Origin of the sequence: Pseudomonas sp. AS2.8, from assembly GCF_014190935.1 — a bacterium.
Lineage (GTDB): Bacteria > Pseudomonadota > Gammaproteobacteria > Pseudomonadales > Pseudomonadaceae > Chryseomonas.
Window position 1 is genome coordinate 101,302 of the sequence record NZ_JACHVV010000001.1, and the last position, 20,050, is coordinate 121,351.

The 20,050-nt window shown below is 66.0% G+C and carries 16 protein-coding genes; 10 read left to right on the forward strand and 6 right to left on the reverse strand.

Annotated features, from left to right (window positions below):
- The first annotated feature begins 4 nt into the window (after positions 1–4).
- From ispG to FHR73_RS00515, 7 genes are all read left to right on the forward strand, one after another.
- Positions 5–1,117: a flavodoxin-dependent (E)-4-hydroxy-3-methylbut-2-enyl-diphosphate synthase gene (gene ispG, locus FHR73_RS00485; protein WP_183628676.1), complete on the forward strand. Its 1,113-nt coding sequence runs from the start codon at positions 5–7 to the stop codon at positions 1,115–1,117.
- 24 nt (positions 1,118–1,141) lie between these two features.
- Positions 1,142–2,449: a histidine--tRNA ligase gene (gene hisS / locus FHR73_RS00490; protein ID WP_183628678.1), complete on the forward strand. Its 1,308-nt coding sequence runs from the start codon at positions 1,142–1,144 to the stop codon at positions 2,447–2,449.
- A gap of 11 nt (positions 2,450–2,460) precedes the next feature.
- The gene (locus FHR73_RS00495) at positions 2,461–3,102 is read left to right on the forward strand and encodes a tetratricopeptide repeat protein (RefSeq protein WP_183628680.1); all 642 of its coding nucleotides are present in this window, start codon (positions 2,461–2,463) and stop codon (positions 3,100–3,102) included.
- Positions 3,102–4,244, forward strand: a complete 1,143-nt coding sequence (bamB, locus tag FHR73_RS00500; RefSeq protein WP_183628681.1) for an outer membrane protein assembly factor BamB — start codon at positions 3,102–3,104, stop codon at positions 4,242–4,244. Before FHR73_RS00495 ends, bamB begins: the two co-directional genes overlap by 1 nt.
- Positions 4,245–4,322: 78 nt before the next feature.
- The gene (gene der / locus FHR73_RS00505) at positions 4,323–5,810 is read left to right on the forward strand and encodes a ribosome biogenesis GTPase Der (RefSeq protein ID WP_183628682.1); all 1,488 of its coding nucleotides are present in this window, start codon (positions 4,323–4,325) and stop codon (positions 5,808–5,810) included.
- A 371-nt stretch (positions 5,811–6,181) separates the two neighbouring features.
- On the forward strand, positions 6,182–7,330 hold the full coding sequence (locus tag FHR73_RS00510; protein WP_183628683.1) for a pyridoxal phosphate-dependent aminotransferase: 1,149 nt from the start codon (positions 6,182–6,184) through the stop codon (positions 7,328–7,330).
- Positions 7,318–8,109, forward strand: a complete 792-nt coding sequence (locus FHR73_RS00515; RefSeq protein WP_183628684.1) for an amidohydrolase — start codon at positions 7,318–7,320, stop codon at positions 8,107–8,109. Before FHR73_RS00510 ends, FHR73_RS00515 begins: the two co-directional genes overlap by 13 nt.
- On the opposite strand, the gene FHR73_RS00520 is transcribed toward FHR73_RS00515, so the two are convergent.
- Positions 8,110–9,258, reverse strand: coding sequence for an aminotransferase class V-fold PLP-dependent enzyme (locus tag FHR73_RS00520; RefSeq protein ID WP_183628685.1), 1,149 nt, complete (start codon positions 9,256–9,258; stop codon positions 8,110–8,112).
- Positions 9,259–9,389: 131 nt separating this feature from the next.
- On the opposite strand from FHR73_RS00520, the gene FHR73_RS00525 reads away from it, so the two are divergent.
- Positions 9,390–9,851, forward strand: a complete 462-nt coding sequence (locus tag FHR73_RS00525; RefSeq protein ID WP_183628686.1) for an Lrp/AsnC family transcriptional regulator — start codon at positions 9,390–9,392, stop codon at positions 9,849–9,851.
- A gap of 136 nt (positions 9,852–9,987) precedes the next feature.
- Here FHR73_RS00525 and FHR73_RS00530 read toward each other — a convergent pair whose 3' ends face one another.
- From FHR73_RS00530 to leuA, 3 genes are all read right to left on the reverse strand, one after another.
- On the reverse strand, positions 9,988–10,938 hold the full coding sequence (locus tag FHR73_RS00530) for an aldo/keto reductase (RefSeq protein ID WP_183628688.1): 951 nt from the start codon (positions 10,936–10,938) through the stop codon (positions 9,988–9,990).
- A gap of 53 nt (positions 10,939–10,991) precedes the next feature.
- Positions 10,992–14,297 carry an EAL domain-containing protein gene (locus tag FHR73_RS00535; RefSeq protein WP_183628690.1) on the reverse strand — a complete coding sequence of 1,102 codons (3,306 nt, stop codon included), beginning with the start codon at positions 14,295–14,297 and terminating at the stop codon, positions 10,992–10,994.
- A 139-nt stretch (positions 14,298–14,436) separates the two neighbouring features.
- A complete protein-coding gene (gene leuA, locus FHR73_RS00540) occupies positions 14,437–16,107 on the reverse strand; it encodes a 2-isopropylmalate synthase (protein WP_007162440.1) in 1,671 nt (556 codons plus the stop codon).
- Between the two features lie 363 nt (positions 16,108–16,470).
- Between leuA and FHR73_RS00545 the strand changes: the two genes are divergently transcribed.
- On the forward strand, positions 16,471–16,902 hold the full coding sequence (locus FHR73_RS00545) for a DUF4174 domain-containing protein (protein ID WP_183628692.1): 432 nt from the start codon (positions 16,471–16,473) through the stop codon (positions 16,900–16,902).
- 664 nt (positions 16,903–17,566) lie between these two features.
- On the opposite strand, the gene FHR73_RS00550 is transcribed toward FHR73_RS00545, so the two are convergent.
- Positions 17,567–18,235 carry a glutathione S-transferase family protein gene (locus FHR73_RS00550; RefSeq protein WP_183628694.1) on the reverse strand — a complete coding sequence of 223 codons (669 nt, stop codon included), beginning with the start codon at positions 18,233–18,235 and terminating at the stop codon, positions 17,567–17,569.
- A 29-nt stretch (positions 18,236–18,264) separates the two neighbouring features.
- Positions 18,265–19,545, reverse strand: coding sequence for a mechanosensitive ion channel family protein (locus FHR73_RS00555; RefSeq protein ID WP_183628696.1), 1,281 nt, complete (start codon positions 19,543–19,545; stop codon positions 18,265–18,267).
- 112 nt (positions 19,546–19,657) lie between these two features.
- Between FHR73_RS00555 and FHR73_RS00560 the strand changes: the two genes are divergently transcribed.
- Positions 19,658–20,047 carry a DUF6491 family protein gene (locus FHR73_RS00560; RefSeq protein WP_183628698.1) on the forward strand — a complete coding sequence of 130 codons (390 nt, stop codon included), beginning with the start codon at positions 19,658–19,660 and terminating at the stop codon, positions 20,045–20,047.
- Positions 20,048–20,050 lie beyond the last annotated feature (3 nt).

The following is a 20,050-nucleotide window of genomic DNA, read 5'->3' on the forward strand; positions in this document are numbered from 1 at the left end:
CAGCATGCATAGCGAATCGCCCATCAAACGTCGGTTGTCCCGCAAGATCTGGGTCGGCTCGGTGCCGGTCGGCGGCGATGCCCCCATCGCCGTGCAGAGCATGACCAACACCGAAACCTGCGACGTCGACGCCACCGTGGCGCAGATCCAGCGCCTGCAGGACGCCGGTGCCGACATCGTGCGCATCTCGGTGCCCGACATGGACGCCGCCGAAGCCTTCGGGCGCATCAAGCAGCGGGTCAGCCTGCCGCTGGTGGCCGACATCCACTTCGACTACAAGATCGCCCTGCGCGTCGCCGAGCTGGGCGTGGACTGCCTGCGCATCAATCCCGGCAACATCGGTCGCGAAGACCGGGTTCGGGCGGTGGTCGACGCGGCCCGCGAGCGCGGCATCCCGATCCGCATCGGCGTCAACGCCGGTTCGCTGGAAAAGGACCTGCAGAAGAAATACGGCGAGCCCACCCCGGAAGCCCTGGTGGAATCGGCCATGCGCCACGTCGACCACCTGGAGAAGCTGGACTATCCGGACTTCAAGGTGAGCGTGAAGGCCAGTGACGTCTTCATGGCCGTGGCCGCCTATCGCCAGCTGGCCACCCGCATCGAGCAGCCGCTGCACCTGGGCATCACCGAAGCCGGCGGCCTGCGCTCGGGTACGGTGAAATCCGCCGTGGGTCTGGGCATGCTCCTGGCCGAAGGCATCGGCGACACCATCCGCATCTCGCTCGCGGCCGATCCGGTCGAGGAGATCAAGGTCGGTTTCGACATCCTGAAATCCCTGCGCCTGCGTTCGCGTGGCATCAACTTCATCGCCTGCCCGAGCTGCTCGCGGCAGAACTTCGATGTGGTCAAGACCATGAACGAGCTGGAAGGGCGCCTGGAGGACCTGCTGGTGCCGCTGGACGTCGCGGTGATCGGCTGCGTGGTCAACGGCCCCGGTGAAGCCAAGGAGGCCCATGTCGGCCTGACCGGAGGTACGCCCAACAACCTGGTGTACATCGACGGCAAGCCGGCCTCCAAGCTGAACAACGACAATCTGGTGGACGAGCTGGAAGGGCTCATCCGCCGCAAGGCGGCCGAAAAGGCCGAAGCGGATGCCGCACTCATCGCGCGCAGCTGAAAGATCAAGGAATAAGGCCCTTTCGTGAGCAAGTCCCTGCAAGCCATCCGTGGCATGAACGATATTCTGCCGGAGCAGACTCCGGCCTGGCGCTACCTGGAACGCACCTTCGCGACGCTGCTCGACGGCTATGGCTACCACGAGATCCGTCTGCCCATCATGGAGTTCACCGAACTCTTCGCCCGGGGCATCGGCGAGGGTACCGACGTGGTCGACAAGGAGATGTACACCTTCCTCGACCGCAACGAGGAGTCCCTGACCCTGCGGCCGGAAGGCACCGCGGGTTGCGTGCGGGCCGTGCTCGAACATGGCATGACCGGCGGTGGCCAGGTGCAGAAGCTCTGGTACGCCGGGCCGATGTTCCGCTACGAGAAGCCGCAGAAGGGTCGCTATCGGCAGTTCCACCAGATCGGCGTCGAGGTCTTCAACCTGCCCGGTCCGGACATCGACGCCGAGCTGATCGTGCTCACCGCGCGCCTCTGGCAGCGCCTGGGCCTGACCGACGCCGTCACCCTGCAGCTCAACAGCCTGGGCTCCAGTGCCGATCGCGTGCGCTATCGCGAAGCCCTGGTGGCCTATCTGCAGGACCGCTTCGAGCAGCTCGACGAAGACAGCCAGCGCCGCCTGACCACCAATCCGCTGCGCATCCTCGACAGCAAGAACGCCCAGACCCAGGCGCTGCTGCAGGACGCCCCGACCCTGGCGGATTACCTGGACGACGAATCCCGCGCCCACTTCGATGGCCTGAAAGCCCGTCTGGACGCCGCCGGGATCCGCTACCAGATCAATCCCAAGCTGGTGCGTGGCCTGGACTACTACGGCCGTACCGTCTTCGAGTGGGTCACCGACAAGCTCGGCGCCCAGGGCACCGTCTGCGCCGGTGGCCGCTACGACGGCCTGATCACCCAGTTCGGCGGCAAGCCGACTCCAGGGGTCGGTTTCGCCATGGGCGTCGAGCGCCTGGTGCTGCTGCTGGAAACCCTGGAGCGTCTGCCCGGTGATCTGCAGCGCCCCGCCGATCTCTATCTCTGCGCCTTTGGCGAGGCGGCCGAACTGGCCGGCCTCAAGCTGGCCGAGCAATTGCGCGATGCCCGTCCCGACCTGCGTCTGCTGGTCAACGCCGGCGCCGGCAGCTTCAAGAGCCAGTTCAAGAAGGCCGACAAGAGCGGCGCGCTCTGGGCGATGATCCTGGGCGACGACGAACTGGCCACGCAACAGGTGGCACTCAAGCCGCTGCGTGGCGAGGCGCCCCAGGAAAAGGTCGACTTCGCGGCTCTGGCCGCCCGTCTGGACGAGATTTTGCCCCCGGCCGGTTCCGGTCGCGGGAATTGAGGAGAACGGATTTGAGTTCCATCGACGACGACAATCTGGTGGTCGCCAAGGCCTGGTGGCAGCGTAACGGCAAGCCGCTGCTGGCCGGTGGCGTCATCGCCCTGGTGGCGGTACTGGGCTGGCAGGGCTGGCAGCGCTATCAGAACAACCAGGCGCAAGGCGCCTCGGTGCTCTATCAGCAGCTGGTGGAAGCTACCCTGGCACCCGGTGGCAAGGTCGACACCGCGCGGGTGACCGATACCTACGGCAAGCTCAAGCAGGATTATTCCGGTACCGCCTACGCCCAGTACGGTAGTCTCTTCGTCGCCAAGGTGGCGGTGGAGAACAATCGCCTGGACGACGCCGCCGCCGAACTCAAGGCCGTGGTGGACAAGCCCCACGACGCCGAACTCGGCGAGCTGGCGCGTCAGCGTCTGGCCCGGGTGCTGGCAGCCCAGGGCAAGGCCGAAGAGGGCCTCAAGCTGCTGGATGGCGAGGCACCCAAGGCCTACGTCGCCAATCGCGAAGAATTGCGTGGCGACCTGCTGGTGGCGTTGAAGAAGCCGACCGAGGCCCGCGCCGCCTACGAAAAAGCCCGCGCCGCGCTGCCCAACGATGCAGCCGAAGGCGTGCTGCAAATGAAACTCGATGATCTCGCCAAAGGAGACGCCTGATGTTGCGCTGGAAGCCTATCGCGGTACTGGGTCTCGCCCTTGCGGTCGTCGGGTGCAGCAGCACCGGCAAGAAGGAATTGCCTCCGGCCGAGCTGAAGGACATCAAGGCCGAAGTCCGGCTGGATGAAGTCTGGAGTCGCTCGGTGGGCGACGGCCAGGGCAAGGAATACAACCGCCTGGTACCGGCCGTCGACGGTCAGACGATCTTTGCCGCCGATGCCGATGGCCGGGTCATGGCGATGAATCGCGAGACCGGTCAGGTGCTGTGGAAGAAGGATCTGGACCTGCCGGTATCCGGCGGCGTCGGGGTCGGTTCCGGCCTGGTGCTGGTCGGAACCCTGCGTGGCCAGGTGATCGCCCTCGACAGTGCCAGTGGCGACGAGAAGTGGCGCGCCCAGGCATCCAGCGAAGTGCTGTCCGCCCCGGTCGTCAACAACGACGTGGTGGTGGTGCAGTCCCAGGATGACAAGCTGCAGGCCTTCGAACTGGGCAGCGGCACCCGTCGCTGGATCTACGAAGACACCCAGCCGGTGCTGAGCCTGCGCGGTACCGGGGCGCCCCTGGTCACCAACCAGGTGGTCATGGCCGGTTTCGCCAGCGGCAAGGTGGTGGCCCTGGACGTGCAGCGCGGCCTGCCGCTGTGGGAACAGCAGATCGCCGTGCCCAAGGGTCGTTCCGAACTGGAGCGGATCGTCGACGTGGACGGCGGCCTGTCGCTGTCGGGCGATACCCTCTATGTGGTCAGCTACAACGGCCGCGTGGCCGCGCTCAATCCAGCCAATGGCCAGATCCTCTGGCAGCGTGATGCCTCGAGCTACGACGGCGTCGCCGAAGGCTTCGGCAACGTCTACCTGAGCCTGGACAACGGCACCGTGGAAGCCGTCGAGGAATCCTCGACCTCCGCGCTCTGGACCAATGCCGATCTGGCCCGTCGCCAGCTCACCGGCCCGGTGGTCTGGTCGAGCAACGTGGTGGTGGGCGACTACGCCGGCTACATCCACCTGCTGAGCCAGGTCGATGGACGTTTCGTCGGTCGCACCAAGGTCGACGGTGACGGCGTCCGGGTACGGCCACTGGTCGTCGGCGACATGCTCTACGTTTACGGCAATGGCGGTAAACTCGTCGCCTATCGTCTGCGCTAGAAACTATTATCCTCAACCGATGGCCGCTACCGTGAAGTTCGGTAGCGGCCATCGTGTTTTCTGCTCTGGGAGAGCCGCATGGTTCCCGTAATTGCCCTGGTGGGGCGGCCGAACGTCGGCAAATCCACGCTTTTCAACCGCCTGACCAAGACCCGGGACGCCATCGTCGCCGACTTCGCCGGCCTGACCCGTGATCGCAAGTACGGCGAAGCCAAGTGGCAGGGACGTACCTACATCGTGGTCGACACCGGCGGTATCTCCGGTGACGAGGAAGGCATCGACCTGAAGATGGCCGAGCAGTCGCTGCAGGCCATCGAAGAATCCGATGCGGTGCTGTTCCTGGTGGACTCCCGCGACGGCATGACCGTCGCCGACCAGATGATCGCCGAGCACCTGCGCAAGCGAAACAAGCGCACCTTCCTGGTGGCCAACAAGGTCGATACCGTCGACCCGGATATCGCCCGGGCGGAATTCAGCCCGCTGGCCATCGGCGACGCCTATCCCATCGCGGCGGCCCACGGGCGCGGCGTGAACAACCTGCTGGAAGACGCCCTGGGCGTCTTTCCCAAGGATGAGGTCGAGGTCGAGGAGCTCACCGAGGAGCAGGTGCGCGCTGCCGCGGAGGAGGGCGGTGACGTCTTCCGTCGCGTGCAGGGCATCGACGAGACCACCGGCATCAAGATCGCCGTGATCGGCCGGCCCAACGTCGGCAAATCGACCCTGGTCAACCGCATGCTCGGCGAAGAGCGGGTGATCGTCTATGACCAGGCTGGCACCACGCGCGACAGCATCTATATCCCCTTCGAGCGCAACGAAGAACGCTACACCCTGATCGACACCGCCGGCGTGCGCCGCCGCGGCAAGGTCTTCGAGGCGGTCGAGAAGTTCTCGGTGGTCAAGACGCTGCAGGCGATCCAGGACGCCAACGTGGTGATCTTCGTCATGGATGCCCGCGAAGGCGTGGTCGAGCACGACCTCAACCTGCTCGGCTTCGTGCTGGAGACCGGTCGTGCCCTGGTGATCGCCCTCAACAAGTGGGACGGCATGGAGTCCGGCGAGCGCGACTACGTCAAGACCGAACTGGAACGCCGCCTGCTGTTCGTCGACTTCGCCGATATCCACTTCATCTCGGCGCTGCATGGCACCGGTGTGGGTCACCTGTACAAGTCGGTGCAGCAGTCCTTCGCCTCGGCCACCACCCGCTGGCCGACCAGTCGCCTCACCCAGATCCTCGAGGACGCGGTGCAGGAGCACCAGCCGCCGATGGTCAGCGGTCGCCGCATCAAGTTGCGCTATGCCCACCTGGGTGGCGCCAACCCGCCGCTGATCGTCATCCACGGCAACCAGACGGATGCGGTGCCCAAGTCCTATACCCGCTATCTGGAAAAGACCTATCGCCGGGTGCTCAAGCTGGTGGGCACGCCGATCCGGATCGAGTACCGCGGTGGCGAGAACCCCTTCGAGGGCAAGAAGAACACCCTCACCGAGCGCCAGGTCAACAAGAAGCGCCGGTTGATGAGCCACCACAAGAAGGCCGAGAAGAAGCGCAAGGACAAGCGCCGGTAGACCGGCGGGACGTTGCGCAGGGAGGGGGCTCAGGAGAGCCCCTTTTTCTTTGGTAGAGGGTTTGGGCGAAGGTGCTCCTCGCGCATCGAACTGCCCCCTCTCCCTCCGGGAGAGGGTTGGGGTGAGGGCATCCCTTGCGATGTTTGTCCCAGTGGAAAAGGCTGCGCCGTTTTCCACGCTACGGTGCCTAGGTGGGCCCCGTCGCTCTCGGTCACCTTGGCCCTCTCCCAGAGGGAAAGGGGATGTTTGGATCAGGCTCTGCACTTCGGATTATCCGAGTTCGCTGTCTTGCACAGCCCGGCAAGACTTGCCCTCTCGCGCAAAAAATCGCAGTCTGCCGATCTCCTTCCAGCCAGACCTGTGCCCGCGCGATGATCCAGAGCAAGCTTCCCGACCTCGCCGTCACCATCTTTACCCGCATGTCCCAGCTCGCCGCCCAGACCGGTGCGCTGAATCTGTCCCAGGGCTTTCCCGATTTCGACGGCCCGGCCGAGTTGCTCGCGGCGGTCGGTCGCCATGTCGCGGCCGGCCACAACCAGTACGCGCCCATGACCGGGCTGCCGGCGCTGCGCCAGCAGGTGGCGGCCAAGGTCGCCGCCTTCTATGGCCGCGCGGTGGATGCCGAGGCCGAGGTCACCATCGTCCCCGGCGCCACCCAGGGCCTGTTCTGCGCCCTGCAAACCCTGGTGCGGCCAGGCGACGAGGTGATCGTCTTCGATCCCTGCTACGACAGCTACGAACCTTCGGTGCAACTGGCCGGCGGGCGCTGCGTGCACGTGCCCCTGGCGCTGCCAGGCTTCGGTATCGACTGGGCGGTACTGGAAGCGGCCCTGAGTCCGCGCACCCGTGCCATCGTGCTCAACACCCCGCACAACCCCAGTGGCGCCCTGGTCAGCGCCGCCGAACTGGATCGCCTGGCCGCGCTGATCCGCGGGCGCGATCTCTATCTGGTCAGCGACGAGGTCTATGAGCACCTGGTCTACGACGGCGAGCGCCATGCCAGCGTCATCGCCCACGACGAACTCTATGCCCGCGCCTTCGTGGTCAGCTCCTTCGGCAAGACCTATCACGTCACCGGCTGGAAGACCGGCTACGTGGTGGCGCCGCCGGCGCTGTCGGCCGAGTTGCGCAAGGTGCACCAGTACGTGAGCTTCTGCGGGGTGACGCCGATCCAGGCAGCCCTGGCCGACTTCATGGCCGCTCATCCCGAGCATCTCAGCGAGCTGCCGGCCTTTTACCAGGCCAAGCGCGATCTCTTCTGCGATCTGCTGGGCCACTCGCGCTTCACCTTCCAGCGGGCCGCCGGCACCTATTTCCAGGTGGTCGACTATTCCGCCATCCGCCCGGATCTGGACGACGTGGCCATGGCCGAGTGGCTGACCCGCGAGCATGGCGTCGCCGCCATTCCGCTGTCGGTGTTCTACCAGACGCCGCCCGCGGACCTGCGCCTGGTGCGCTTCTGCTTCGCCAAGCGCGAAGAGACCCTGCGGCAGGCAGCGGAGCGGCTATGCGCGATCTGACCCCACCCCAGGACCTGCGCCTGGCGCTGGTGCAGAGCGAACTAGCCTGGCACGACCCGGCCGCCAACCGTGCCCATTTCGAGGCGCTGCTGACGGAAGTCGGCGAGACCGATCTGATCATCCTGCCGGAGATGTTCACCACCGGCTTTTCCATGGAATCGGCAGCCCTTGCCGAGCCCGCGGACGGGCCGACAGCGGCCTGGATGCGCGAACAGGCGCGGCGTCTCGGCGCGGTGGTCACCGGCAGCCTGATCGTGCGGGACGCGGACGGGCAGCACCGCAATCGCCTGCTATGGGCGACGCCGGATGGCGAGTTGCAGCACTATGACAAGCGCCACCTGTTTCGCATGGCCGGCGAGCACGAGCACTATGCCCCGGGCGAGCAGCGGCTGCGGGTGACCCTCAAGGGGTGGCGGATCCGCCCGCTGATCTGCTACGACCTGAGATTCCCGGTCTGGAGTCGCGCCCAGGACGATACCGACCTGCTGCTCTATGTCGCCAACTGGCCGGCGCCGCGGCGCGGGCACTGGAATCGCCTGCTGCCGGCGCGGGCCATCGAGAATCTCTGCTATGTCGCCGCGGTGAATCGCCTCGGCAGCGACGGCAATGGCCATCCCTATGCGGGCGACAGCCAGGTGCTGGACTTCCAGGGTGAACCCCTGATCGAGGCCGGCGCGGAATCCGGCATCTTCCACACGACGCTCTCGCCTACCGCCCTCAAAGCCTATCGCGAGCGCTTTCCGGCGCAGCGCGATGCCGACGCCTTCCGCCTGGACTGATCAGGCCCAGAAGGGCGCTGGCTGGGCGGCGTGCTGGTGGATCAGCGCGACCGCCTGGTCCACGTCCGCGGCCGTGGTGTAGCGACCCAGGCTGAATCTGTAGCTGCGCGCCGCCTGTTCGGCAGTGAGCCCCAGACCCAGCAGCACATGGGAAGGCGCCGCCTTGGCCGAACTGCAGGCCGAGGTGGTGGAAAAGGCCAGCTGGCGCTGCAATGACGCGGTATCCAGCGGCGTGGCGAAGGTCAGATTCAGGGTGTGGGGAATGCGCTGCCGGGCACAGCCATTGAGCTGCATGCCGGGCAGCGTCTGCACCCCTGCCAGGAACCGCTCGCGCAGCTGGCCGAGTCGCTCGTTCTCCCGCGCCATGGCCTGGCCAGCGAGGGCGAAGGCGGTCCCCATGCCAACGATCTGGTGGGTGGCCAGGGTGCCGGAACGCAGCCCGCGCTCATGGCCGCCGCCGTGGATCTGCGCCTGCAGGGCACCCTCGGCACGCGGACCGACATAGAGGGCGCCGATGCCCTTGGGTCCATAGGTCTTGTGCGCGGAAAAGGACATCAGATCGACCTCCAGGCCGGCCAGGTCGATGGCGACCTTGCCGGTGGCCTGGGCGGCGTCGACGTGGAAGAGGGCGCCCCGGGCGCGGACCAGCCGGCCGATGGCGTCGATGTCGGTCAGGGTACCCAGCTCGTTGTTCACCCGCATCAGCGAGACCAGCCAGGTGTCGTCTCGCCAGGCCTGCTCGACGGCAGTAGCGGTGATCAGACCGGCCGCGTCCGGCCTCAGGTAGGTGACGGTGAAGCCCTCGGCTTCCAGTTGGGCCGCGGTATCCAGTATCGCCCGGTGTTCCAGGCAGCTGGTGATCAGGTGGCCACGCCCGCGACGGCGGGCCACGCCGAGCAGCGCGAGGTTGTTGGATTCGGTGGCACCGGAGGTCCAGATCAGTTGCTCGGGTCGGGCGCCGACCAGGTCGGCCACCTGCTGGCGAGCGGTATCCACGGCGCGCTGGGCGTCGTTGCCGAAGGCATGGCCGCGAGAGGCGGGATTGCCGAAGACGCCCTGGCGCCCCATACAACCCAGCATGGCTTCGATGACGACATCGTCGACGGGGGTGGTGGCGGCGTAATCGAAATACAGGGGATAAGCGTCCATGGCGGCCTCGAGCGTTTGAATGGGACTAGGCTAACGCTCCCGCTCGTGAAGAAATTTGCTTTCTTATCGCTTATTGGTACTCGATGGAGAATAGAATTCTCTTTAGAAGCATTTATAGAGAAAATCATTTCATGGATCGCTTCGATCGCGCCCTTCTTGAGATCTTGCAGCAGGACAGTACCCGACCGGTGGCCGATATCGCCGAGCGTATCGGCCTGGGCACCACCGCCTGTTGGCGGCGGATCCAGAAGCTGGAGGAGCAGGGCGTCATCCGCGCCCGGGTGGCGTTGCTCGATCCACGACAGCTCAATGTGGGGGTGACGGTCTTCGTCTCGGTCCGCACCAATCAGCACGCCATGGACTGGCTGCAGCGCTTCCACGAGGCGGTGGCGGCCATTCCGGAGGTGGTCGAGCTCTATCGCATGGCCGGCGACACCGACTACCTGATGCGCATCGTGGTCCCGGACATTGCCGCCTACGACGGCGTCTACAAGCGGCTGATCCAGGTGCCGGGGTTGCTGGACGTCAGCTCCAGCTTCGCCATGGAGCAGATCAAGTACAGCACGGCCTTGCCACTGGATTATGTGCGGTAGGAGCTGATGAAGACCGTAGCGTGGAAAACGGCGCAGCCTTTTCCTCTCTCGATGTCAGTTGCTGGGGTTGCCCTCACCCCAACCCTCTCCCGGAGGGAGAGGGGACCGCTCCGTGCGCGTCCGTGATCGCGACACCTCAGCGATAGGCGCTGACCTGATCCAGCAGGGTGATGTCATCGGCCGGCAGTTGCAGCCGGGTGGCGGCCACCAGGTCGTCGAGCTGGGCCTGGGAGGTGGCGCTGGCGATCGGCGCGGTGATGCTGGGGCGGGCGATCAGCCAGGCCAGGGCGACCTGGGCCGGGGTGGCGTCGTGCTTTTCGGCGATCTCGTCGAGGCCGGCCAGGATGGCCACGCCGCGTTCGTCCAGGTAGCGCTTGACCATCTCCGCGCGTGACCCCTGGAGATCGTCCTTGGTGCGGTACTTGCCGGTCAGGAAGCCGCTGGCCAGGGAGAAATAGCTGATCACGCCCAGGCCGAGTTCCTCGACCACCGGTTCCAGGTCGGTCTCGTAATCCTGGCGGGCATGCAGGTTGTAGTGGGGCTGCAGGCTCTGGTACGCCGGCACGCCCAGGCGCTCGGCGATCCTGGCGGCTTCGCGCAGGCGCTGGCCGCTGTAGTTGGAGGCGCCGATCACCCGCACCTTGCCTTGCTCCACCAGCCGCGCGAAGGCGCCCAGGGTTTCCTCCAGCGGCGTGTCCTCGTCGTCGCAATGCGCCTGATAGAGATCGATGCGATCGGTCTGCAGGCGCTTGAGCGAAGCCTCTACCGCCTGCTGCACATAGCTGGCCTTGAGACCCTTGCGGCCTTCACCCATGTCCATGCCCAGCTTGGTGGCCAGGATCACCTGGTCGCGCTTGCCGCTGCGGGCGAACCACTTGCCCAGCAGGGTTTCGGATTCGCCACCGCTGTTGCCCGGTGCCCAGCGCGAATAGACGTCGGCGGTGTCGATGAACGTGAGGCCCGCCTCGAGCAGGGCGTCCAGCATGCGAAAGGACTGGGCTTCGTCCAGCGTCCAGCCGAAGACGTTGCCACCGAAGCAGAGCGGCGGCACCTGGAGGTCCGAGTGGCCAAGGGTACGTGTATGCATGGAATCCTCATCCGGTTGGGGGAGTCATGCAGGTTACGACCGATGGCCGCGGCTCAAGGTTCGAGGCGCGACGATCCCGGCCACTCCCGCAGGGGGAGGGGTTTGCCGAGGGCATAGCCCTGGGCGTAGTCGACGCCGATGGTGCCGAGCAATTCGAAGGTGGCCTGGGATTCGACGAATTCGGCGATGGTCTCGGCGCCGAGGTGATGGGCGACCTGGTTGATGGACTCGACGATAGCGCGATCCAGCGGATCCTGGTCGAGGGTGCGGATGAAGCTGCCGTCGATCTTCACGTAGTCGACGCGGAAATGCTTGAGGTAGGCGAAGGAGCTGAGGCCGGCGCCGAAGTCGTCCAGGGCGATGCGGCAGCCGCGTTCGCGCACCTGGCTGATGAGCGCGGAGGCCACCGAGAGCTTGTTGATCACCGCGGTCTCGGTCAGTTCGAAGAGCAGGCGCTGCGGATCCAGCGGCGAGGCGGCGATCAGCTCCAGCAACTCGGGCAGGAAGTCGGGATCGCTCAGGCTATTGCCCGAGAGGTTGATGCCCACGTGCAGCTCGGGTCGTTCCTGCAGCCAGGGCACCAGCTCGACCAGCACCTGGCGCACCACCCAGCGGTCGATGCTGCTCATCAGGCCAAAACGCTCGGCGGCCGGGATGAAGGTGGCCGGCGAGATCAGCTGGCCCTGGACATCGCGCAGGCGCAGCAGCAACTCGACGTGCTGCGCGGTGCCGCCGGTGGCGCGGGTGGGGACGATGGCCTGGGCGTGCAATTCGAAGCGGTGCTGCTCCAGGGCCTCGCGCAAGCCGCTGGCCATGAGGATCTCGCGGTGCTGGCGCTCCACGTCCTCGCTGCCGGCGCGATAGAGCGCCGCGCGATTGCGCCCGGCGTGCTTGGCGGTGTAGCAGGCCACGTCGGCCTGGCTCATCAATTCGGCCGGGCTGCGGGTTTCGGCGGTGATGGCGACGATGCCGGCACTGGCGCCAACGTCGTAGATCCGGTTCTGCCAGTTGAAGCGCACGGCGCCGATGCTGGCGATGAGCTTTTCGGCGACGGCCTCGGCTTGTACCAGGTCGCAATCACGCAGCAGCAGAGCGAATTCGTCGCCGCCGATGCGCGCCACGGCGTCCGAGCCGCGCAGGGAGTCGCGCAACAGGGTGCCCAGTTCGCGCAGCAGTAGGTCTCCGGCGGCATGGCCGGCGGAGTCGTTGACCACCTTGAAGCGGTCCAGGTCGATGAAGCACAGCGCATGCTGGGTGGTGCCGGCCTGGGCCTGCTGCCAGGCGGCGTCCAGCTCCTGCTCGAACTTCAGGCGGTTGTAGAGACCGGTCAGGGCGTCGTGGGAGGCGTTGTAGCTCAGCTCGCGCTGCAGGTTGCGGGCATGGGTGACATTCTGGAACACCAGCACCGCGCCGATGATGTGGCCATCCACCGTACGTACCGGCGCGGCGGAGTCCTGTACCTCGTGTCTTTCACCCTGGCGACTGAGCAGCACCGCGCCCTCGTCCAGCGAGGTGATGGTCTGCTCGCGCAGGCAGCGGGTCACCGGACTGGGCAGGACCTCGTCGCTCTGGCTGTCGTGGATGCGGAAGACCTCTTCGTGGGGGCGCCCCTGGGCATCCGCCAGCGACCAGCCGGTGAGCTGTTCGGCGACCGGATTGAGAAAGAGGATGCGACCCTCCATGTCGGTGGTCAGCACGGCGTCGGCAATGGAGGCCAGGGTGACCTGCAGCCGTTCCTTTTCCTCGTAGAGCGCCGTGGTCAGCTGGTTGTGCTCGGTGACGTCTCTATTGCTACCGACCATGCGGCAGTGCCCCTCGCTGTTCTCGATGGCGATCACCTCGGAGCGGATCCTGCGCACGACACCATCCGGGCGGACGATGCGAAACTCGTGTTCATAGGAGGCGAGGTTGCGAATGGATTCGCGGAAGAGCGCCATGGACGCATCGCGATCCTCGGGATGCAGGGCTTCGATCCAGGTCTCCAGTTCGTGGTAGCCATCGATCGTGGGCAGGCCGTAAAGCTGATGGACCTTGGCATCGGCGACGAATTGGCGGCTGCGGCTGTCCCACTCCCAGATGCCGACGTTGCTCGCTCGAATCGCCAGTTGCAAGCGCTCGCGCAGGTGCGCGTTGACTGCATCGGCACGCCGCTTGGCATCGATGTCGCGAACCTGCAGCAAATAGCCGGTGAGCAGGTCGCCGTCGTCATGGTCGGGCGACAGCGCCAGTTGCATCCACAACCCCTGGCCGTCGCGGTGCAGCAGACGCCGGGTCTGTTCGCCTTCCTCGATCGTCAGGGGTTCTTCGGCGTCGGCGATCAACTCCTGGAGCAAGCGGCCGTCGAGACTGTGGCGCGGATAACCGAGCATGACCTCCAGGGCCACGTTCACCTGACTCAGGCGGCCTTCCACCGACAGCAGCGCCATGCCATAGGGCGCGGCGCTCAGGGCGTGGCGGAAGCGTGCCTCGTTGCGCGCCAGGCGCTGGTTGTGGTGGCGGCTCTGCTGCACCGCGGCGGCCAGCAGCAGCGGTGGAATCTGCATCAGGGCCACGGGAATGTAGGTCAGGGCTTCATCCATCAGGGAGGCGCCGCGGACACCGAGCAGATAACCGTGGGCCACCAGGTAGGTGAAGATCAGGATGTTCAGGCCGCCCACCACCGCGGTACCCGCGGCGCTGAGCCTCAGGGTCATTAGCAGCAGCAGGGTGGAGACGTAGACGAAGGGATAGGGCACATAGGCCAGCAGGGTGAGCACCAGCACCGGGCTGATCAGCAGCAGGACGATGAAATCGCGGGCGCCCTGGCGGCTGAATTGCTGCCACTGCAGCGGGCGATGGAGGAAGGCGAGGGGCATCACCACCAGCAGGCCGAGGGCGTCGCCGAGGTACCAGTGCAGGGCGACTCGCAGCAACTCCGGGTTGCCCTGCTGGGCGGCGATCAGGGTCCCCAGGGCGGTACCGGCCAGGGGCGTCACCAGTACCCCGTAGAACAGCAGTCGGCCCATGGCCGCGACATTGCGTTCGGGATGGAGGATGCGATCGTGCAGCAGCCAGGCGCCGAACAGGATCTCGGCCAGATTGGGCAAGGAATAGAGGGCGCCGATGGCCGGCTGGCCACTGAAGGGCAGCTCGGCCAGGGCGCCGGCCAGCCAGGTCGCCAGCAGCTGCAGCGGCCAGCGACGGGGGGCGGAGCGCAGCAGCCAGGCGATCGCCAGGCCATTGGGCAGCCAGAGGGTCGCCACGGTGGAGGACGCCTGGCGGGTGAAGAGGATGCACAGGACCGAGCTGATCAGGAACAGCAGCGCCAGCGCGGTGGCGTCACGCAGCGGAGAGGTGTTTCGCGACAGAGTGGAAGTCATTGCCTATCCAGACACGCGCTCAGCCGGCAAGTGCCGGGCTGACGAGACGATCCCGAGGAAGCGGGGAGTATCTCCGCTGGTTGGCCATAAAAAAAGGGAATACCGGTCGGTATTCCCCTGGGCTTGACCAATGTCAGGGTCAGGCGGCCTTGGCCTGGGCCTGGGTGACCGCGCGATTCAGGGCACTGAGCAGGGCGCGGAAGCTGGCGGTGGTGATGTTCTCGTCGATGCCGATGCCATGCAGCGGGCGCTGGCCTTCCAGGCGGACCTCGATATAGGAAGCGGCCTTGGCGTTGGCGCCGGCACCGATGGAGTGCTCGTGATAGTCCATGATCTCCACCGCCTGGGGCAGGCTGGCGACCAGGGCTTCCAGGGGACCCTTGGCAGTGCCGTGCCAGTGCTCGGTACGACCCTCGACGGCGACCTTGATGTCGACGGTGGAGGTGCCGTCTTCCTCGCGCAGCTTGTGGCTGACCAGGGCGTAGGGGCTCTTGGCCTGCAGGTATTCCTGTTCGAGCAGGGCGTGGATCTGCGCCGCGGTCATCTCCAGGCCCAGGCGATCGGTTTCGCGCTGCACCACCTGGCTGAATTCGATCTGCATGCGGCGCGGCAGGCTGATGCCGTATTCCTGTTCCAGCAGGAAGGCGATACCGCCCTTGCCCGACTGGCTGTTGACGCGGATGACCGCCTCGTAGTCGCGGCCGATGTCGGCCGGGTCGATGGGCAGGTAGGGGACTTCCCAGAGGGCGTCCGGCTTCTGCTGGGCGAAGCCCTTGCGGATGGCGTCCTGGTGGGAGCCGGAGAAGGCGGTATGCACCAGGTCGCCGACATAGGGATGACGCGGGTGCACCGGCAGCTGGTTGCACTCCTCGACGGTCTTGCGCACGGCGTCGATGTCGGAGAAGTCCAGCTCGGGATCGACGCCCTGGGTGTAGAGGTTGAGCGCCAGGGTCACCAGGCAGACGTTGCCGGTGCGCTCGCCATTGCCGAACAGGCAGCCTTCGACGCGATCGGCGCCGGCCATCACCGCCAGTTCCGAGGCGGCGACGCCGGTGCCGCGGTCATTATGGGTGTGGACGCTGATCAGCACGCTGTCGCGGCGGTCGATGTGGCGCCCGAACCACTCGATCTGGTCGGCGTAGTTGTTGGGCGTGGCGCACTCGATGGTGGCCGGCAGGTTGAGGATCAGCTTGTTGGCCGGGGTCGGCGCGAACACCGCGATCACCGCGTTGCACACTTCGACGGCGAAGTCGGTCTCGGTGGAGCTGAACACCTCGGGGGAGTACTCGAAGCCCCACTGGGTCTCCGGCCGCTCGGCCGCCAGGCGCACGATGGTCTGGCCGGCGGCCACGGCGATGGCCTTGACGCCGGCCTTGTCCTGGCCGAAGACGATGCGGCGGAAGCTCGGCGCACAGGCGTTGTAGTAGTGGACGATGGCGCGCTTGGCGCCCTTGAGCGATTCGAAGGTGCGCTCGATGAGATCGTCACGGGCCTGGGTCAGCACCTGGATGGTGACGTCGTCGGGGATGTGACCACCCTCGATCAGCTCGCGGACAAAGTCGAAATCGGTCTGGGAGGCGGAGGGGAAGCCCACCTCGATCTCCTTCAGGCCCACGGCGACCAGGCACTTGAAGAAGGCCATCTTCTTCTCGGCGTCCATCGGCTCGATCAGCGACTGATTGCCGTCGCGCAGGTCCGTGGACAGCCAGATCGGCGCCTTGTCGATGACCTTGTCCGGCCAGGTACGGTCGGGCAGGGCGACGGGCGTGAAGGGACGGTACTTCTGCGAGGGATCTTTGAGCATGGTCATGGCGATTCTTTCCTTGGGCGTGGTCGGGACTTACGAAGCGAGCGCGGTCGAGCTTCGCAGTCGTGGACTGACCAGTCGCAAGCAGCGGTGCTGCCTGAGGAGGATGAGGGTATGGGCGTTGTGCATGGCGCTAACGTTAGTCCGCCCGGGGCAAGTCTCGCAACGTTCTTTTTGAAATTGGCAGGAATGTTCGCTCAGGTCAGTTTCATGAGGATTTATTGCTAGTTGAGGCTGGGTATTGGTGATTTCTAAAAGAGCGGGTTAGTGTTTTTTGTGTAACCCGAGATCACCGGGGCGATTCCTGGCGCCGGGCAGGGGTCAATGCTGGACGATTCCCGGCAACCGAACGGAAGGAAGGCGTCCATGAAGACTCTCGCGCTGGCAGGCCTGGCGACCACCCTGATCGCCGGTCTGGCGTCGGCCGCCCAGGTGGCCGACAACCCCCTGGAGGCGGAACGCTGGAAGACCCGACCGTTGATCCTGGTGGCGCCGACGGCGAATGATCCCCAGGTGGTGAAGCTCCGCGAGGAACTGGCGCAGCCGGCCAATCGCGAAGCCTTCGTCGAGCGGGAAATGGTGCTCTATACGGTGGTGGGGGAAGCCGGCAGTCGCAATGACGAGCCGCTGCGGCCGGCGCAGACCCGGGCGCTGCTCAAGGCCCTGGACGCCCGTGCCGGCCAGCCGGCCACGCTCTATCTGGTGGGCAAGGACGGCGGGGTCAAGGTGCGTGAGCAGCAGGGATGGTCGCTCAAGGCGCTGTTCGGCACGGTCGACCGGATGCCGATGCGGCGGTAGGCGTGGTTCCCTCACCCCAACCCTCTCCCAGGGGGAGAGGGGGTTCTCCGAGGCCACCTGGACACCGAGTAGGTTGGGTTGAGCGTCAGCGAAGCCCAACACGGGGCTCAGTGTGCCTGTTGGGCTTCGACGATGGAGCCGCCTCGGCCCAACCTACGGGGTGTGGGCATCAGCGTCCGAGTCTCAGCTTCGTAGGGTGGACAACGGCGCAGCCTTGTCCACGCGGGTAAGGTGCCGTGCCGTCAGTGGAAAACGCTGGCGCGGTTTTCCACGCTACGGGGCTGGAGTTTTCCATCAGTCCAGTCCTCTCCCAGGGGGAGAGGGGGTTCTCCGAGGCCACCCGGACACCGCGTAGGTTGGGTTGAGCGCCAGCGAAGCCCAACACCCAAGGCACCTTGTGTCTGTTGGGCTTCGGCGATGGAGCTGCCTCAGCCCAACCTACGGGGTGCGGGCATCAGCGTCCAAGTCTCGGCTTCGTAGGGTGGACAACGGCGCAGCCTTGTCCACGCGGGTAAGGTGCCGTGCCGTCAGTGGAAAACGCTGGCGCGGTTTTCCACGCTACGGGGCTGGAGTTTTCCCTCACCCCAGTCCTCTCCCGATGGAGAGGGGGCGCAGGCACCCGTAGGTTGGGTTGAGCGTCAGCGAAGTCCAACGAGCCCAGCCCTCAGGCGTAGACGTAGGGCCCGCCCTGCTCCAGCGCCCGCTGGTAAGCCGGGCGGGCATGGATGCGCGTGAGGAAGTCCACCAGCTTGGGGCGCTTGCCATTGTCCAGGCCGGCGCGGCTGGCGGCGGCTTCCAGGGGGAAGCTGAGCTGGATATCGGCGGCGGTGAAGCGGTCGCCGACGAACCAGCCGCTTTCGCCCAGCTGGCTTTCCAGGTAGTCCAGGTGCAGGTCGAGCTGGGGCTGGATGAAGCTGGCCGTGGCCTTGGCGGCGATGCCCTTGGCGATGGGCCTGGCGAAGAACGGCATGGGCGAGGTGGCGATGCGGTCGAACACCAGCTTGAGCAGCAGCGGGGTCATGGCCGAGCCTTCGGCATAGTGCAGCCAGTAGGTGTAGCGCACGAACTCCGGGCTGTCCTGGGCGGGCAGCAGTTGCGGGCCGTAGCGCCGTGCCAGGTAGTCGACGATGGCGCCGGATTCGGCCAGGGTCAGGTCGCCGTCGACGATCACCGGAGACTTGCCCAGCGGATGCACCTTGCGCAATTCCGGCGGGGCGAACAGGCCGCCCGCCGCTCGCTCGTAGCGTTGCACCCGATACTCGATGCCGAGCTCTTCGAGCAGCCAGAGCACCCGCTGGGAGCGGGAGTTGTTCAGGTGGTGGACGACGATCATGGTCTTTCCTTAGGCCTGGGGCGGGCGGGTCAGGGCGCCGGGGTGCCCGGTTCGCCGAGGGAGGTCATGGCCTCGGTCGGCTCCAGCCGCTTGCGGAAATCGCGTCCGCTCGGGTGCTGGAACACATGGAGGCCGAATTCCGGGAGGATGGAGAGCAGGTGGTCGAAGATGTCCCCCTGGATGCCCTCATATTGCGCCCACACCGTAGTGTTGGTGAAGCAGTAGATCTCCACCGGCAGACCCTCGCCGGAGAGCGGCATCTGGCGCACCAGCAGGGTCATGCCCTGGTGCACCCCGGGATGGGCGCGCAGATAGCGCTCCACATAGGCGCGAAAGGTGCCCAGGTTGGTGACCCGGCGGGTGTTGACCGGCTCCTGGCCGCGCTTTTCCAGCTTGCGATTCCAGTCCGCCAGTTCCTGCTCCTTGGCGGTGAGGTAGTCGTCCAGCAGGTTGAAGCGGTGCAGGTGCTCGCGCTCGGCGTCGCTGAGGAAGTGCACGCTGTTCTGGTCGATGTTGAGCGCGCGCTTGATCCGTCGGCCACCGGCTTCCTGCATGCCGCGGTAGTTGCGGAAGGAGTCGGTGATGAATCTCTTGGTGGGGATGGTGGTGATGGTCTTGTCGAAGTTCTGCACCTTGACCGTGTGCAGGGCGATGTCGATGACGTCGCCGTCGGCATTGAGCTGGGGCATCTCGATCCAGTCGCCGACGCGGATGATGTCGTTGCTGGAGATCTGCACGCTGGCCACCAGGGAGAGCAGGGTGTCCTGGAAGATCAGCAGCAGTACCGCGGCCATGGCGCCGAGGCCGGAGAGCAGGATCAGCGGCGAGCGGTCGATCAGGGTGGCGATCATCAGGATGACCGCGATGGCGTAGATGACGATCTTGCTGACCTGGACATAGCCCTTGATCGGCTTGAGCCGTGCCGAGGGCCGCCGCGAATAGAGCACGTTGACCACGTTCAGGGCGCTGCCCAGGGCCAGGGCGATGGTCAGCACGATGAAGGCGCTGCAGACGTTCTGCACCACGGTGACCAGGGCCTCGGGACGCCCGGGCACCAGTTCGATGCCGATCGACAGCACCAGCGCCGGGACGATGTTGGCCAGCCGACCGATGACGCGATGGTGATTGAGCTCCTGGTCCTGACCGAAGGAGGTGCTGCGCAGCAGGCGATAGAAGCCGCGCACCAGGATGCGCTTGACGATCCAGTTGAGCACCCAGGCCGCCAGCAGCAGGCCGAGGCAGGCCACCAGGGTGAGCAGTTGCGGGTGTTTTTCGAGGTCGTCGATCAGGTTGGTCAGGGCCGTGGGCATAGGGGGTCTCTTGACGGGATACTACGGGCGCCACGTTAGCAAAGCTGCGCCCCGCTTGCCGTATTCGGCGCCCGTGGTCGGTCCAAGGTTCAGCCCTTCCAGGAAAATTTCCATGCGCGTCCTCCCTGCCTTTTTCACCCTCGTCGCCGTGCTGCTGCTCGCCGGTTGCGCCGGGCGTCCCTTCGGACCGCCGACCCTGGACGATCGCCTGGCCGAACTCGGCTATCGGCAGGGCGCGGCCATGGACACCATCCTGGGCTTCGATCTTTCCGGCTGGCACTACCTGGACAACCGGCACCTGGCACTGGGGACCGGGTTGGGCCGCGCCTACCTGGTGGACTTCGCCGTGCCCTGCCGCAACCTGGCCGCCGGCAATCGGCTCGGCTATCGCTCGCGGGCCGCCGGCCTGCGAGCGGGTGACTTCCTCGTCTCCACCGATGCCCGGGGCAACCGTATGGAGTGCCCCATCGGCGGGCTGTATCGCCTCGATCCCTGGCGCTGAAAC

Coding starts and splice junctions, on each gene's coding strand:
- ispG (WP_183628676.1), top strand. CDS start 5: ATGCATAGCGAATCGCCCATCAAACGTCGGTTGTCCCGCAAGATCTGG.
- bamB (WP_183628681.1), top strand. CDS start 3,102: ATGTTGCGCTGGAAGCCTATCGCGGTACTGGGTCTCGCCCTTGCGGTC.
- der (WP_183628682.1), top strand. CDS start 4,323: ATGGTTCCCGTAATTGCCCTGGTGGGGCGGCCGAACGTCGGCAAATCC.
- FHR73_RS00510 (WP_183628683.1), top strand. CDS start 6,182: ATGATCCAGAGCAAGCTTCCCGACCTCGCCGTCACCATCTTTACCCGC.
- FHR73_RS00515 (WP_183628684.1), top strand. CDS start 7,318: ATGCGCGATCTGACCCCACCCCAGGACCTGCGCCTGGCGCTGGTGCAG.
- FHR73_RS00520 (WP_183628685.1), bottom strand. CDS start 9,258: ATGGACGCTTATCCCCTGTATTTCGATTACGCCGCCACCACCCCCGTC.
- FHR73_RS00525 (WP_183628686.1), top strand. CDS start 9,390: ATGGATCGCTTCGATCGCGCCCTTCTTGAGATCTTGCAGCAGGACAGT.
- FHR73_RS00530 (WP_183628688.1), bottom strand. CDS start 10,938: ATGCATACACGTACCCTTGGCCACTCGGACCTCCAGGTGCCGCCGCTC.
- FHR73_RS00535 (WP_183628690.1), bottom strand. CDS start 14,297: ATGACTTCCACTCTGTCGCGAAACACCTCTCCGCTGCGTGACGCCACC.
- leuA (WP_007162440.1), bottom strand. CDS start 16,107: ATGACCATGCTCAAAGATCCCTCGCAGAAGTACCGTCCCTTCACGCCC.
- FHR73_RS00545 (WP_183628692.1), top strand. CDS start 16,471: ATGAAGACTCTCGCGCTGGCAGGCCTGGCGACCACCCTGATCGCCGGT.
- FHR73_RS00550 (WP_183628694.1), bottom strand. CDS start 18,235: ATGATCGTCGTCCACCACCTGAACAACTCCCGCTCCCAGCGGGTGCTC.
- FHR73_RS00555 (WP_183628696.1), bottom strand. CDS start 19,545: ATGCCCACGGCCCTGACCAACCTGATCGACGACCTCGAAAAACACCCG.
- FHR73_RS00560 (WP_183628698.1), top strand. CDS start 19,658: ATGCGCGTCCTCCCTGCCTTTTTCACCCTCGTCGCCGTGCTGCTGCTC.